This is a genomic window from Streptomyces sp. NPDC002499 (genome assembly GCF_053595415.1).
Window position 1 is genome coordinate 211,947 of record NZ_JBSFXO010000003.1, and the last position, 12,806, is coordinate 224,752.

12 protein-coding genes are annotated in these 12,806 nt (G+C 72.1%); 9 read left to right on the top strand and 3 right to left on the bottom strand.

Annotated elements, in window-relative coordinates; translation table 11 throughout:
• Nucleotides 1–53 precede the first annotated feature (53 nt).
• The gene (locus tag ACWD5F_RS09025) at nt 54–635 is read left to right on the top strand and encodes a sigma-70 family RNA polymerase sigma factor (protein WP_451253168.1); all 582 of its coding nucleotides are present in this window, start codon (nt 54–56) and stop codon (nt 633–635) included.
• Nucleotides 636–1,162: 527 nt separating this feature from the next.
• Here the strand turns inward: ACWD5F_RS09025 and ACWD5F_RS09030 are convergent.
• A complete protein-coding gene (locus ACWD5F_RS09030) occupies nt 1,163–1,681 on the bottom strand; it encodes a MarR family winged helix-turn-helix transcriptional regulator (RefSeq protein WP_451252544.1) in 519 nt (172 codons plus the stop codon).
• Nucleotides 1,682–1,852: 171 nt separating this feature from the next.
• Here ACWD5F_RS09030 and ACWD5F_RS09035 point away from each other — a divergent pair, with 171 nt between their 5' ends.
• Nucleotides 1,853–2,368: a YceI family protein gene (locus tag ACWD5F_RS09035; RefSeq protein WP_451252546.1), complete on the top strand. Its 516-nt coding sequence runs from the start codon at nt 1,853–1,855 to the stop codon at nt 2,366–2,368.
• Between the two features lie 48 nt (nt 2,369–2,416).
• Here ACWD5F_RS09035 and ACWD5F_RS09040 read toward each other — a convergent pair whose 3' ends face one another.
• A complete protein-coding gene (locus tag ACWD5F_RS09040) occupies nt 2,417–4,183 on the bottom strand; it encodes a hypothetical protein (RefSeq protein WP_451252548.1) in 1,767 nt (588 codons plus the stop codon).
• Between the two features lie 170 nt (nt 4,184–4,353).
• Between ACWD5F_RS09040 and ACWD5F_RS09045 the strand changes: the two genes are divergently transcribed.
• The 4 genes from ACWD5F_RS09045 to ACWD5F_RS09060 all read left to right on the top strand — a co-directional run bounded on the left by ACWD5F_RS09045 (nt 4,354) and on the right by ACWD5F_RS09060 (nt 7,091).
• On the top strand, nt 4,354–4,788 hold the full coding sequence (locus ACWD5F_RS09045) for a cell division protein SepF (RefSeq protein ID WP_401721900.1): 435 nt from the start codon (nt 4,354–4,356) through the stop codon (nt 4,786–4,788).
• Nucleotides 4,789–4,875: 87 nt separating this feature from the next.
• Complete coding sequence (locus ACWD5F_RS09050) at nt 4,876–6,105, top strand: AAA family ATPase (RefSeq protein WP_451252551.1); 1,230 nt, start codon at nt 4,876–4,878, stop codon at nt 6,103–6,105.
• On the top strand, nt 6,102–6,443 hold the full coding sequence (locus tag ACWD5F_RS09055) for a nucleotide pyrophosphohydrolase (RefSeq protein WP_451252553.1): 342 nt from the start codon (nt 6,102–6,104) through the stop codon (nt 6,441–6,443). Before ACWD5F_RS09050 ends, ACWD5F_RS09055 begins: the two co-directional genes overlap by 4 nt.
• A 177-nt stretch (nt 6,444–6,620) precedes the next feature.
• Nucleotides 6,621–7,091 (top strand): DUF6099 family protein, encoded by a 471-nt coding sequence (locus tag ACWD5F_RS09060; protein ID WP_401721892.1) that lies wholly within the window; start codon nt 6,621–6,623, stop codon nt 7,089–7,091.
• A gap of 42 nt (nt 7,092–7,133) precedes the next feature.
• Here the strand turns inward: ACWD5F_RS09060 and ACWD5F_RS09065 are convergent, their stop codons facing one another.
• Nucleotides 7,134–7,298, bottom strand: coding sequence for a hypothetical protein (locus ACWD5F_RS09065; protein WP_451252555.1), 165 nt, complete (start codon nt 7,296–7,298; stop codon nt 7,134–7,136).
• Nucleotides 7,299–7,541: 243 nt separating this feature from the next.
• On the opposite strand from ACWD5F_RS09065, the gene ACWD5F_RS09070 reads away from it, so the two are divergent.
• From ACWD5F_RS09070 to ACWD5F_RS09080, 3 genes are all read left to right on the top strand, one after another.
• Entirely contained in the window at nt 7,542–8,465 is a 924-nt protein-coding gene (locus tag ACWD5F_RS09070) for an LLM class F420-dependent oxidoreductase (protein ID WP_451252557.1), read from the top strand.
• A gap of 189 nt (nt 8,466–8,654) precedes the next feature.
• Complete coding sequence (locus ACWD5F_RS09075) at nt 8,655–10,178, top strand: 3' terminal RNA ribose 2'-O-methyltransferase Hen1 (protein ID WP_451252559.1); 1,524 nt, start codon at nt 8,655–8,657, stop codon at nt 10,176–10,178.
• Nucleotides 10,175–12,736, top strand: a complete 2,562-nt coding sequence (locus tag ACWD5F_RS09080) for a polynucleotide kinase-phosphatase (protein ID WP_451252561.1) — start codon at nt 10,175–10,177, stop codon at nt 12,734–12,736. The genes ACWD5F_RS09075 and ACWD5F_RS09080 overlap by 4 nt, the downstream gene beginning before the upstream one ends.
• The last annotated feature ends 70 nt before the right edge of the window (nt 12,737–12,806 follow it).

Below are 12,806 nucleotides of genomic sequence, written 5' to 3' on the forward strand. Positions count from 1 at the left end.
GCGACCCGGCCGACGTCCTCGACCCCTTCGATTCCCTCGACCCCTTCGACCCCATCGACTCCCTCGACAGGTTCGACACCCTCGACGAGTCCATAACCGCGTGGGCCCTCGCCGCCCGGACCGGCGACCCGGTCGCCGTCGAGCGCTTCGTGCACGCCCTGCATCGCGACGTCCGGCGCTACGTCGCCCATCTGTGCGCCGATCCGCAGGCCGTGGACGACCTCGCGCAGGACACGTTCCTGCGGGCGCTCGGCAGCCTGCATCGGTTCGAGGGCCGTTCCTCGGCCCGCTCGTGGCTGCTGTCCATCGCCCGCCGCGCGGTGATCGACGGTTACCGGTACGCCGCGGCACGCCCTCGGCAGTGCGACGCGCAGGACTGGGAGCCGGCCGCCGAACGCGCCCAGCCGCGGGGCCTGCCGGGCTTCGACGACGGCGTGGTCCTGCTCGACCTGCTGTCCGCGCTACCGGACGAGCGCCGGGAGGCCTTCATCCTCACCCAACTGCTAGGCCTGCCCTACGCGGAGGCCGCCGCGGTGAGCGACTGCCCTGTGGGGACCGTCCGTTCCCGAGTGGCGAGGGCGCGCGCCACACTCGTGGACCAACTGACTGACGCGGACGCGGTGTTGATGGCGTGAGCTGAGTGCGGCGCCCGGTGTGTGGTGGCTGAGAGGGTTGGGCTATTCGCGGGCCGGGCGCGCGCTCACCGTGCGGCGGCTTGCGCGCGCGTCTGCCGTGCGGGGGCCTGAGGAAGGGGCCCGCTCGGGCCAACCGGCGGGCGCGGGGGCGGTGTTGACGGCCTGAGCCGAGTGCGGTGCCCGGGGTGCGGTGGCTGAGAGGGCGCGGTCATGTGCGGGCCGGGCGCGGCGCTCACCGTGCGGCGGCCTGCGCAAGGACCATGCTCGGGTCAGCCGGTGGACGCGAAGTCGGTGTCCATGGCCTGGCCTGAGCGCCGCACTCGCTGTCTCGTGGCCCTAGCCGCTCGGTGGCCCGGGCACGCGGAACATGTCCGCGGGACAACTGGTCCCCACGGGAGCGGTGTTGACCGCCCAACCCGAGCGACGGGCTCGCCGCGCGGTTGTCCGGTGCGATGCCCATCGTCCGACGCCCACGCGGTGGCCCGAGCGCAACCCCCGCCACCCGGCGGAGCCCCACGACGCCCCCGCTACTCCGCCGTCGGCCCCCCGCCGTCCGACCTCTCCGCAAGGTCGGGCAGCAGGCCGCACACCGCTTCCCGTTCGGCCGGTCCGACGAAGCGGGCGAGTGCCTTGCTGACGGTCTCGGTGAGGACGCCCGAGGCGTCCTGGAGGAGGTCGCGGCCCTTCTCGGTGAGGGCGACCTGGACGCCCCGCCGGTCGCCGGAGACCGACGTGCGGGTGACCAGGCCGGCGTGCTGGATGCAGGCGATCTGATAGGTGAGCCGGGTCTTCGGTCGGCCCAGGAGCTCCGCGATCTGCGTCATCCGCAGCCCCGTCCTGGGCTGCTCGGCGAGCAGGCACAGGATCAGGAACTCGTCGTGGGAGACATCGAGCCGTTCCTTCACGACCGACCGCAGCTGCTGCTCCACCGCCCCCGTGGCCGCCAGCAGGACCATCCACGCCCGAAGCTCCGGGGGCAGCAGGCCCTCGCCGCTCGCGGACGGGCATTGCGGCAGCTGGGCGGAGTGCTCCTCGGGGTCGGCCATGACATCGAGTCTACCTGTTGTCCAATTTTGGACAGAGGGCATCACGGAGGGCGTCGCGGAGAGTGCCGCGGACGGTGTCGGGGGGTTGTTCAGATTTGGATAATGGGCTAGCGTCACAGTCATCCAAATTTGAAGCAACCAAATTTGAACTACCCGGACTGGAGAACGATCATGACCGTCGCCGTGGAAACAGGCCTGTGGCAGCTCGACACCACCGCCTCCACCGTCGCCCTGCGGCACAAGACGATGTGGGGCATGGTCACCGTGAAGGGCACCCTCGACGCCGTCGAGGGCCAGGGCGAGGTGACCGCCGCCGGGTCCGCGACCGGCACCGTGACGCTGAGCGCGGCCTCCATCGACACCAAGAACCGCAAGCGCGACGAGCACCTGCGCGGCGCGGACTTCTTCGACGTCGAGAACCACCCCGAGATCACCTTCGCCGTCCGCACCGCGGAACTGCGTGCGGGCGAGACCGTCGAGGTCGCGGGTCAGCTGACCGTGCGCGGCATCAGCCGCCCGCAGTCCGTCACGGCGAAACTGACCGGCGCGAGCGCCGACGCGCTCACCCTGGACACGGAGTTCACCGTGGACCGCGCCGAATTCGGCCTGGGCTGGAACCAGATGGGCATGATCCGCGGCCTGACCACGGTCACCAGCACGCTCCGCTTCGTACGCACACAGGCCTGATGCTCGTCAACCACCCTTCGCCCGTACAAGACTGACGTCCCGTCAATCTCACTCGTGGGCCTGCGCGTCGGCACCCCGGTCCACCAGGTGCACGTACACGCTCGACAAGGTCTGCGGCCCCGCCGTGAACGCGCGCAGCCGTATCCGCGCACTCGGCTTCGTCGACAGCGCGAACTTGCCCGCGGCCGGTCTGATCTCGACCCGTTCGGTGCGGTGGGCGGGGATCGTGGCCGGGCCCGCCACCACGGACCAGTACGTGCTGGAGCCCTGGCTCATGGTCAGCATGTAGTGCGGGGTGAGCGCGGTGCCGTCCCTGTTGCTGACCCGCAGGGTCAGCCGCGTCAGGACGTTCGCCCGGATCCCGTGCGCCGCGGCCCGGCCCACCGCCGCGACCCGCAGCTGCAACGGCGCCGAACCGCTCACCGCGAGAGCCGCGCTCAGCAGCGCCGGGGTGAGCGCCAGCACGGCCGCGGCGCCCAGCGTCGTACGGCGGTGCGGACCGGACAACAGGCGCGGGCGCGGCTGCCAGGCGCCCTCGAACTCCGCCGGGGGAGCGGTCACCGCGGCCGCGAGCCACAGCGGCGTCATCAGCAGGTAGTAGCCGTCCTGCGAGCGGGTCGCCAGATAGAAGGCGCACCAGGGCAGCACGGTCGCCGCGGGTCCGAGCCGGCGCATGAACAGCACCATCAGCACGAGCAGGCCCGCCGCGAGCAGCACGCTCGCGTGCCCGTACCAGTCGAGGCGGTCGCTGCCGTCGGTGAAGTAGAGCGAGATGTCCGCGAGGCCCTGGCCGTGCAGGGTCGCGCCCTGCGTCAGCGGCAGCGCGACGCCTCTGATCCAGGTGCCCGGTTCGCTCACGATGAAGTACGTGTTGATCAGCAGCCACACGGTGGCCGCGATGCCGGTGATCCGCAGCACCAGCAGCCCCGCCACCCGGCCGCCCGACTCGCCCCGGCGCACCGCGTACACGCCCGCAAGGAGGAACGGCGCGAGGAACCACGGCAGTTGCTGTGCCGCGCACGCCGCGCCCAGACACGCGGCGCGGGCGATGTCGGCCGCCCCGAGCCGTCCGCCTTTGCCGATCCGGGGCCAGCGGACCACCACCGGGATCAGCAGGGCCAGCGCGGTGATCGCCGGGTAGCCGAGCCGGGCGTACATCGGCAGGAAGCCGAAGCCGAGGCAGGCCATCGTCGCCGCCGGGCGCCACGGCACGGGCAGCATCCGCCACAGCACGACCGTGCCGACGAGCAGCGCGCCCGTGCCCACCGCGGTCGCCGGGATGCCGCCGTGCCCCAGCCACAGCAGTGGCGCGGTCAGCAACGGGACCAGCGGGGGATAGCCGTACGTGAGGTCGTAGCCGCCGTTCATCGTCGGGGTGAGGGCGGCGCCGTGGCCGAAGAGCCAGGGCCAGGACTGTCCGTAGACGGGGTGCCCCGCGACCAGTGAGCGGGCGGCCTGGGTGGACAGCAGGGCCTCGTCGGAGCCGCCGTGGTTCATGAGCCAGGTGCACAGCGCGAGCGTGATCGCGGTCGCGAGGACGCACAGGTCCAGGCGCGCCAGCGAACGGGTGCGGCGGACCACCAGGGCCAGCACCCCGGAGACCAGGATCGAGACGTAACAGAGCGAGACCACCGCGGCCACGGGGAGGCGGTGGCTCGCGCCCTGGGTCCACACGGAGCGGGTGCCGATGAAGAGGCTGACGTCGGCGAGCAGGGTCAGGACGCGGTGCCACTGCGCGGGGGAGTCCGGGACGGCGGACACCGCCGACCGGGTCCGCCGACGGGGTGCCACCAGCTGTGTTTCTGCCAAGTGCACGTCACGGGACGCTAGTCGCGCCCGGTGAGCGGGGCGTCGCCGGAGGTGAAGAGTCCGGTGTGAGGCCGGTAAGGCTTCGTCCGGGGCGCTCGTCCGGGGCCTTCGTTCGGTGCTTCCGCGGGGTCGCGGACCGTGTCGCTGTTAGGCCGAACGGGTGACATGGCGTAAGAATGGCTGGTGCAGGAGTTGAGGACGAGTCAGTTCGGGGGGAGCCGGTGAACAGCCACGACGTCACCGATGCACAGTGGGAAGGGCTCGCCCAGGTCGTGCCACTGCGGGGCCGGGACGCCTGGCCGTCGGCCGTGGACCACCGTTCGCTGCCCGACGCGGAGACGGAGACCCGCCGTCGCTTCGTCGTCCTGCGGGTCAACATCTTCGCCGACGCCCGCGAGGTCGCCGAGACCCTCATGGCCGGCATCCCGGTCCTGCTCGATCTCAGCGGCGCGGAGACCGAGGTCGCCAAGCGCGTCCTCGACTTCAGCACCGGCGTCGTCTTCGGCCTCGCCGCAGGCATGCACCGCGTCGACCGCAACGTGTTCCTGCTGACGCCCGCCGACACCGAGGTCACGGACCTGATCGAGGACGCGGGGGCGGCGGGCACCTGACCCTGCCCCCGGTGTTCGGTCCCTCGATCGTAGGAAGGTCGCCCGGGCGGAACGGTTCGCCTCCAGGCGGAGTCCTACGGTCCGGTCATGACCGTCCCTTCCGCGCGCCCCGAACCGGACGCAGCGCCTCCGCCCGCCGACCTCGCGAGCGACGCCGTGCCGTCCGCGCCCGCCTCGCCCGCTTCGCCCGGCGACCGGGCGCACCACGTCCGCCCCTGCGTCACCGAACTCCGGCTCTCGGCGTTCGCCGGACATCGGCAGGCCCGGCTCACCCTCGGGCCCGTCACGTTGTTCGCCGGGCCCAGCGGGGCCGGCAAGACGACGGCCCTGCGGGCGTACGAGGCCCTCGCGCGCCTCGGCGGGGGCGGTGCCGTCGGCGACGTGTTCCCCGATGCCGCGGACTGCGTTCCCGAGCGGGCCCGGCCCGACGCGCAGCGGCGCCGGGGCTTCCGGATCGGCTGTACCGCCGACGGACCGGAGGGTCCGGTGCGGCTCGACGTCGCCGTGCAGGCCGAGCCCGAACTGCGCATCGTGGGCGAGCGGTTGACGGCCGGCGGGCTCGTCCTGCTGGAGACCGCGCTGCGCGACCCGTCCCGTCCCTTCGTGCAGGCGGCCTGGCACACGGCGGGCTCGTCCCCGGTGACTCGGGCCCCGCTGCCCGACGACCGGCTCGGCACCGCGCTGCTGCCGTTACGCGTGGCCGGCAAGACCGACGGCCAGCGCCGCGTGCTCGCCGCCGCCGAGCAGATGGTGGTCGCCCTGCGCTCCGTCTTCGCCTGCGACCCGGACCCCGGCCGGATGCGGGCCCCCGTGCCGACCGGCTCCGGCCGACTGCTCAGCGGCTGCGACAACCTCGCCGACGTCCTGTGGCGCACCCAGGCGGAGTGCGGCCGGCGGCACGCCCAGCTCGTCGCCGCGGTCCGCGGCGGCTGCGCCGGCGCCGTGACGGACGTACGTGCCGAACCCTTCGTCGACGGCACGGTCCGCGCGCTGCTCGACCGGGGCGACGGACACCGCACGGCCCTGCGCCGGCTCGGGGACGGCGAGTTGAGATACCTGGCCCTCGCCCTGGTCCTGCTGACCGGGCCCGGGGTGCTGGAGGTGGACGCGGCCGGCGAGGTGCCCGCGGCGATGCAGGCGCTCACCGTGCTCGCCGACGGCTTCGACCGCTGTCTGGATCCCTGCCAGCGGGGTGAACTGCTGCGGCTGGCTACGCGGATGGCCGCCCGCGGACACATCCGGTTCGTCGCCGCGGTGAGCGACGCGTCCTGGGCCGAGGAGACGGCGGGAGTCACAGTGGTACACCTGGAGCCGTGACAGAACCACTCGACCCCGGGTCCCTCGACGTGCCGAAACTGCAGCGCAGGCTGGCCGACTTCGCGGCCGCCCGCGACTGGCGGCAGTACCACACCCCCAAGAACCTCGTCGCGGCCCTCAGTGTGGAGGCCTCCGAACTGGTCGAGATCTTCCAGTGGTTGACGCCGGAGGAGTCGTCGCGGGTGATGGACGACCCCGGCACGGCGCACCGCGTCACCGACGAGGTCGCCGACGTCCTCGCGTATCTGCTCCAGCTGTGCGAGGTGCTCGGCGTCGATCCGCTGGCGGCGCTGGACGCGAAAATCGACCGCAACGAGCTCCGGTTCCCGGCCCCGTAAGGAGCCGTTCGATCCGTTTTCACTCTCCGCAGTCGAAATCCCGCTCGAAATCGATTTGTTGTCCGCAGATTTCCGTCTTCCTCTGGCTTTTCGCCCTGCACACGCTCACGCTGGGTAGTGAATGGCGGGGTTCGAGTGGACGTGCGGACAGCGCGTCGTGGCAGACGGGGACAGCGCATGGACGCGGTGCGGCTCATCGTGACGAGCAGACGTGCCCTGGCGGGATCCGGCGGTACGCCGGAGACCTTGACGGAGGTGTGGCAGGCGCAGGCCCTGGCCCAGGCGATAGGCAGTCGCCTCGCGGTCTACGGTCCGCCCGAACTGCGCGGCGAGGCACTGGGGTTGACCGAGCTGGCGGGCCGGGGCTGCGGCGTCCTGGACGCGCCGCAGCTCGCCACGGAGGATCTACGAGCCGCCCAGCTCACCGAACTGGGCGACGCAGGACAGGCGCTGCGCTACCTCGGCGGCCTCCTCGGCGAGGTGGGCATCGCCCTCGTGGGCCTCGCCTGCGCCGCGGACGACGAGGGCACCTACTGGCAGTGCATGGAGGCCATCGACGCGGCGGACGAGTCCAGGGACCGGGTCCGGGAGATGCTGCGCAAACTCACGGACGCGGAGCAGCGGTTGACGGAGAAGGAGGCGGGTTAGCTTCTCGGGTGACCCGGGGTGACCGGCCGGCAGGCGATCCGTTCAGCCGGCCTCGGGCTCCTCGCCCGTTCGGCCCGCCGACTGGAGGTCCGCGTCCAGTGCCGACAGGTCCGCGTTCAGCGCCGCCATGAGCTCCTCCATCTGCTGCAGCAACCCTTTGGGCTGGCCGGAGCTCCCGCCCTGCTGCGGCACGGATTCTTCGGACATGACGGCCTCCTAGGCCTGCCGGCCCCCGGGGAGGCCGATGCGGGTGACGCGCCGGTGACGACGACCGACCGGTGCGGGTGCCGGTCGGCCCGGCTCCGCTCCGGCCAACGATCACTGTCGGGCCGGGTCACTGGCGCGAGCACCCCGCGTGCACGCCGTTGACGCAATTTCACCCGACCGGGGACGGCCGTGGCCAGGGGGACCGGTGGGGTTGACCGGCACCGGAGCGTGCAGGATGGAGGTATGGATCTTCGCATCTTCACAGAGCCCCAGCAGGGCGCCACCTACGACACGTTGCTCGCCGTGGCGAAGGCCACCGAGGACCTCGGCTTCGACGCGTTCTTCCGCTCGGACCACTACCTCCGCATGGGCTCGTCGGACGGCCTCCCCGGCCCCACCGACGCCTGGATCACCCTCGCCGGACTGGCCCGCGAGACCAAGCGGATCCGCCTCGGCACGCTGATGACCGCCGGCACCTTCCGGCTGCCCGGCGTGCTCGCCATCCAGGTCGCCCAGGTCGACCAGATGTCCGGCGGACGCGTCGAACTCGGCCTGGGCGCGGGCTGGTTCGAGGAGGAGCACACGGCGTACGGCATCCCGTTCCCGAAGGAGAAGTTCGCCCGCCTGGAGGAGCAGCTGGCCATCGTCACCGGCCTGTGGGAGACGAAGCTCGGCGACACCTTCGACTTCCACGGCACGTACTACGACCTCAAGGACTCGCCCGCGCTGCCCAAGCCCGCGCAGCAGAAGATCCCGGTCCTGATCGGCGGCCACGGCGCCGTCCGCACCCCGCGCCTGACCGCGCGCTACGCCGACGAGTTCAACATCCCCTTCGCCTCCGTCGAGGACAGCGAGCGCCAGTTCGGCCGGGTGAAGGCCGCCGCCGTCGAGGCCGGTCGCCCCGCGAACGACCTCACGTACTCCAACGCGCTGGTCGTCTGCGTCGGCAAGGACGACCAGGAGGTCGCCCGCCGCGCCGCCGCCATCGGCCGCGAGGTCGACGACCTCAAGACCAACGGTCTCGCCGGCTCCCCGGCCGAGGTCGTCGACCGGATCGGCAAGTTCGCCGAGATCGGGTCCCAGCGCGTCTACCTCCAGATCCTCGACCTCTCCGACCTCGACCACCTGGAGCTGATCTCCTCGCAGGTCCAGTCGCAGCTGTCGTAGCGACGATCCGGCGCGGCCCGGGACGGCGGCCTGGGACGGCCGGAATAAACAAAGGCGCCGGTCGGTGCCGTGTGCCAAGGTGAGACGGTCGTCCTGACGGCCCCCAGGATCACCCCCTGGGGGCCGTCGCGCGTACGGCACCACACCAGTCCGTCGATACGTCATCCACCCGGCCGGAGAGGCCCGCGCATGTTCCTGACCATCACCACCACCGGCACCCCCGAACGCCCCGCCACCGACCTCGGCTACCTGCTGCACAAGCATCCCGACAAGGCGCAGGCGTTCTCCACCTCCTACGGCACGGCGCACGTCCTCTACCCCGAGGCGGATGCCCAACGCTGCACGGCGGCGCTGCTGTTGGAGGTCGACGCGGTGGCGCTGGTGCGGCGGGGGAAGGGCAAGGGCCGCGGCGGCGCACCCGACGCGGCGCTCGCGCAGTACGTCAACGACCGCCCGTACGCGGCCTCCTCGCTGCTCGCGGTGGCGCTGAGCGCCGTCTTCTCCAGCGCGATGAAGGGCGCCTGTCAGGCGAAGCCCGAACTCCCGGCACAGGCACGCCCGTTGCGCGTCGAGGTGCCCGCGCTGCCCGCCCGCGGCGGCCCGGATCTCGTACGGCGCCTATTCGAGCCGCTCGGCTGGACGGTCACCGTCGAACCGATCGCCCTGGACGCCGAGTTCCCGGAGTGGGGCGACTCGCGCTACGTACGGCTGGTCCTGGAGTCCGAGGCGCTGACCCTCGCCGCGGCCCTGCGCCACCTCTACGTGCTGCTGCCGGTGCTCGACGACGCCAAGCACTACTGGGTCGCGCCCGACGAGGTCGACAAGCTGCTGCGGGTCGGCGAGGGCTGGCTGCCGGAGCATCCGGAGCAGAAGCTGATCGTCGGCCGCTACCTCTCGCGCCGCTGGTCGCTGACGCGGGAGGCGATGGAGCGCCTTGAGCTGGTCCGGCTGGCCGAGGCCGACGACAGCGAGGTCGAGGACATCGACAACGCCGTCGAGGCGGAGACCGAGACGGAGCAGAAGCCGACCCCGCTCGCCGTGCAGCGCCGGGACGCGATCCTCGCCGCGCTGGGGGCGTCCGGCGCGGCCCGCGTGCTCGATCTCGGCTGCGGACAGGGCCAGTTGGTACAGGCGCTGCTCAAGGACGTGCGGTTCACCGAGATCGTCGGCGTCGACGTGTCGATGCGCGCGCTCACCATTGCCTCCCGCCGACTCAAGCTGGACCGCATGGGGGAGCGGCAGGCCTCGCGCGTCAAGCTCTTCCAGGGCTCGCTCGCGTACACCGACAACCGGCTTAAGGGGTACGACGCCGCCGTGCTCAGCGAGGTGATCGAGCACCTCGACCTGCCCCGGCTGCCGGCCCTGGAGTACGCGGTGTTCGGCGCGGCCCGCCCGCGCACGGTCCTGGTGACCACACCGAACGTCGAATACAACGTGCGCTGGGAGACCCTCCCGGCCGGCCACGTCCGCCACGGCGACCACCGCTTCGAGTGGACCCGCGAGGAGTTCCGCGCCTGGGCGGCCACGGTCGCCGAACGGCACGGCTACGGCGTGGAGTTCGTACCCGTCGGGCCGGACGACCCCGAGGTGGGCCCGCCCACGCAGATGGCCGTGTTCAAGGCCGAGAGCGCGACCGACAAGAACGACACGAACGCCAAGAGCATGACGAACGAAGAGAACGACAAGAGCGAGAAGGAGGCGAAGGCGGCATGACCGAGACCACCGAGACCCAGGTGTCCCAGAAGCGGGGCCGGGTCCTCCCCGTCACCGACCTCTCCCTCGTCGTCCTCGTCGGCGCCTCCGGCTCCGGCAAGTCCACCTTCGCGCACCGGCACTTCGAGCCGACCGAGGTCATCTCCTCCGACTTCTGCCGCGGCCTGGTCTCCGACGATGAGAACGACCAGGGCGCGACCAAGGACGCCTTCGACGTCCTGCACTACATCGCGGGCAAGCGCCTGGCCGCGGGCCGCCGCACCGTCGTGGACGCGACCAGCGTGCAGCAGGACTCGCGTCGCCAACTGATCGACCTGGCCAGGCAGTACGACGTGCTGCCCATCGCCATCGTGCTGGACGTGCCGGAGGAGGTGTGCGCCGCGCGCAACGCGGGCCGCACCGACCGGGCCGACATGCCCCGCCGGGTCATCCAGCGCCACATCCGCGAACTGCGCCGCTCCGTACGCCACTTGGAGCGCGAGGGCTTCCGCAAGGTGCACGTCCTGCGGGGTGTCGAGGACATCGAGGGCGCCACGGTCGTCACCGAGAAGCGCTTCAACGACCTGACCCACCTCACAGGACCCTTCGACATCATCGGCGACATCCACGGCTGTGCCGCCGAACTGGAGTCGCTGCTTGCCAAGTTGGGCTACGCCGACGGTGCGCACCCGGAGGGCCGTACCGCCGTCTTCGTCGGCGACCTGGTGGACCGCGGCCCGGACTCGCCCGGCGTGCTGCGCCGAGTGATGTCCATGGTCGGCTCCGGCAACGCCCTGTGCGTACCCGGCAACCACGAGAACAAGTACGGCCGCCACCTCAAGGGCCGCAAGGTCCAGCACACCCACGGCCTCGCCGAGACCATCGAGCAGATGGCGGGGGAGAGCGAGGAATTCCACGCCCAGGTAAGGGAGTTCATCGACGGGCTCGTCAGCCACTATGTCCTCGACGGCGGCCGACTGGTCGTCTGCCACGCGGGCCTGCCCGAGAAGTACCACGGCCGCACCTCCGGCCGGGTCCGCTCGCACGCCCTCTACGGCGACACGACCGGCGAGACCGACGAGTTCGGGCTGCCCGTGCGCTACCCGTGGGCCGAGGACTACCGAGGCAGGGCGGCCGTCGTCTACGGCCACACCCCCGTCCCGGAGGCCACCTGGCTCAACAACACCATCTGCCTGGACACCGGCGCCGTCTTCGGCGGCAAGCTCACCGCGCTGCGCTGGCCGGAGCGGGAACTGGTCGACGTACCGGCCGAGCAGGTCTGGTACGAGCCGGCCCGCCCCCTGCGCACGGAAGCACCCGGCGGACACGACGGCCGCCCGCTCGACCTGGCGGACGTGCACGGCCGCCGTGCGGTGGAGACCCGGCACACCGGCCGGGTCGCGGTCCGCGAGGAGAACGCGGCGGCGGCCCTGGAGGTCATGAGCCGCTTCGCGGTCGACCCGCGCCTGCTGCCGTACCTCCCGCCGACCATGGCACCGACGGCGACCACGCAGATCGAGGGCTTCCTGGAGCACCCGGCCGAGGCGTTCGCGCAGTTCGCGCAGGACGGGGTCGCGCGGGTCGTGTGCGAGGAGAAGCACATGGGCTCGCGAGCGGTGGCGCTGGTGTGCCGCGACGCGGAGGTGGCTGCGAAGCGCTTCGGCGTGAACGGTCCCACGGGCTCCCTCTACACCCGCACGGGCCGCCCCTTCTTCGACGACGGATCGGTGACGGAGGACATCCTGAACCGCCTCCGCACGGCTGCCGACGAGGCCGGCCTGTGGGCCGAACTCGACACGGACTGGCTCCTGTTGGACGCCGAACTGATGCCGTGGTCGCTGAAGGCGTCCGGTCTGCTGCGCTCGCAGTACGCGGCGGTCGGCGCCGCGTCGGGTGCGGTGTTCCCGGGTGCGCTGACCGCCCTGGAGGGCGCGGCGACACGGGGAGTGGAGGTGACGGACCTCCTGTCCCGCCACCGCGAACGAGCCGCGGACGCGGCGGCGTTCACTGACGCATACCGCCGCTACTGCTGGCAGACGGACGGCCTGGACGGCGTACGCCTGGCGCCCTTCCAGCTCCTCGCGGTCCAGGGCCGCAGCCTCGCCGGGCTCCCGCACGACCAGCAACTCGCCCTGCTCGACCGCCTGGTGGAGCACGACGGCAGCGGCCTGCTCCAGACCACCCGCCGCCTCTACGTCGACACCGCCGACCCCGAGTCGGTCCGGGCCGGCGTCGACTGGTGGCTGGAGATGACCGGCCGCGGCGGCGAGGGCATGGTCGTCAAGCCCCTCGACGCGCTGACCCGCACGCCGGAGGGCCGCCTGGTCCAGCCCGGCATCAAGTGCCGGGGCCGCGAGTACCTCCGGATCATCTACGGCCCGGAGTACACCCGCCCCGACAACCTCACCCGCCTGCGCCGCCGCTTCCTCAACCACAAGCGCTCCCTGGCGATCCGCGAGTACGCCCTGGGCCTGGAGGCCCTGGACCGACTGGCGGAGGGGGAGCCGCTGTGGCGGGTGCACGAGGCGGTGTTCGGGGTGTTGGCTTTGGAGTCGGAGGCGGTGGACCCTCGGCTCTGAGCAAGAGGTGCCCGGACGCGTGACGGGGCGTTCCCGCAGGCGGCCGCCCGCCCGGCAGAAGCGGGTGGTC

Excerpts from the sequence above, each read along its gene's own strand:
- ACWD5F_RS09030 (WP_451252544.1), bottom strand. The coding sequence starts at position 1,681 with ATGGCCGACCCCGAGGAGCACTCCGCCCAGCTGCCGCAATGCCCGTCC.
- ACWD5F_RS09035 (WP_451252546.1), top strand. The coding sequence starts at position 1,853 with ATGACCGTCGCCGTGGAAACAGGCCTGTGGCAGCTCGACACCACCGCC.
- ACWD5F_RS09045 (WP_401721900.1), top strand. The coding sequence starts at position 4,354 with ATGGCTGGTGCAGGAGTTGAGGACGAGTCAGTTCGGGGGGAGCCGGTG.
- ACWD5F_RS09050 (WP_451252551.1), top strand. The coding sequence starts at position 4,876 with ATGACCGTCCCTTCCGCGCGCCCCGAACCGGACGCAGCGCCTCCGCCC.
- ACWD5F_RS09060 (WP_401721892.1), top strand. The coding sequence starts at position 6,621 with ATGGACGCGGTGCGGCTCATCGTGACGAGCAGACGTGCCCTGGCGGGA.
- ACWD5F_RS09065 (WP_451252555.1), bottom strand. The coding sequence starts at position 7,298 with ATGTCCGAAGAATCCGTGCCGCAGCAGGGCGGGAGCTCCGGCCAGCCC.
- ACWD5F_RS09070 (WP_451252557.1), top strand. The coding sequence starts at position 7,542 with ATGGATCTTCGCATCTTCACAGAGCCCCAGCAGGGCGCCACCTACGAC.
- ACWD5F_RS09075 (WP_451252559.1), top strand. The coding sequence starts at position 8,655 with ATGTTCCTGACCATCACCACCACCGGCACCCCCGAACGCCCCGCCACC.
- ACWD5F_RS09080 (WP_451252561.1), top strand. The coding sequence starts at position 10,175 with ATGACCGAGACCACCGAGACCCAGGTGTCCCAGAAGCGGGGCCGGGTC.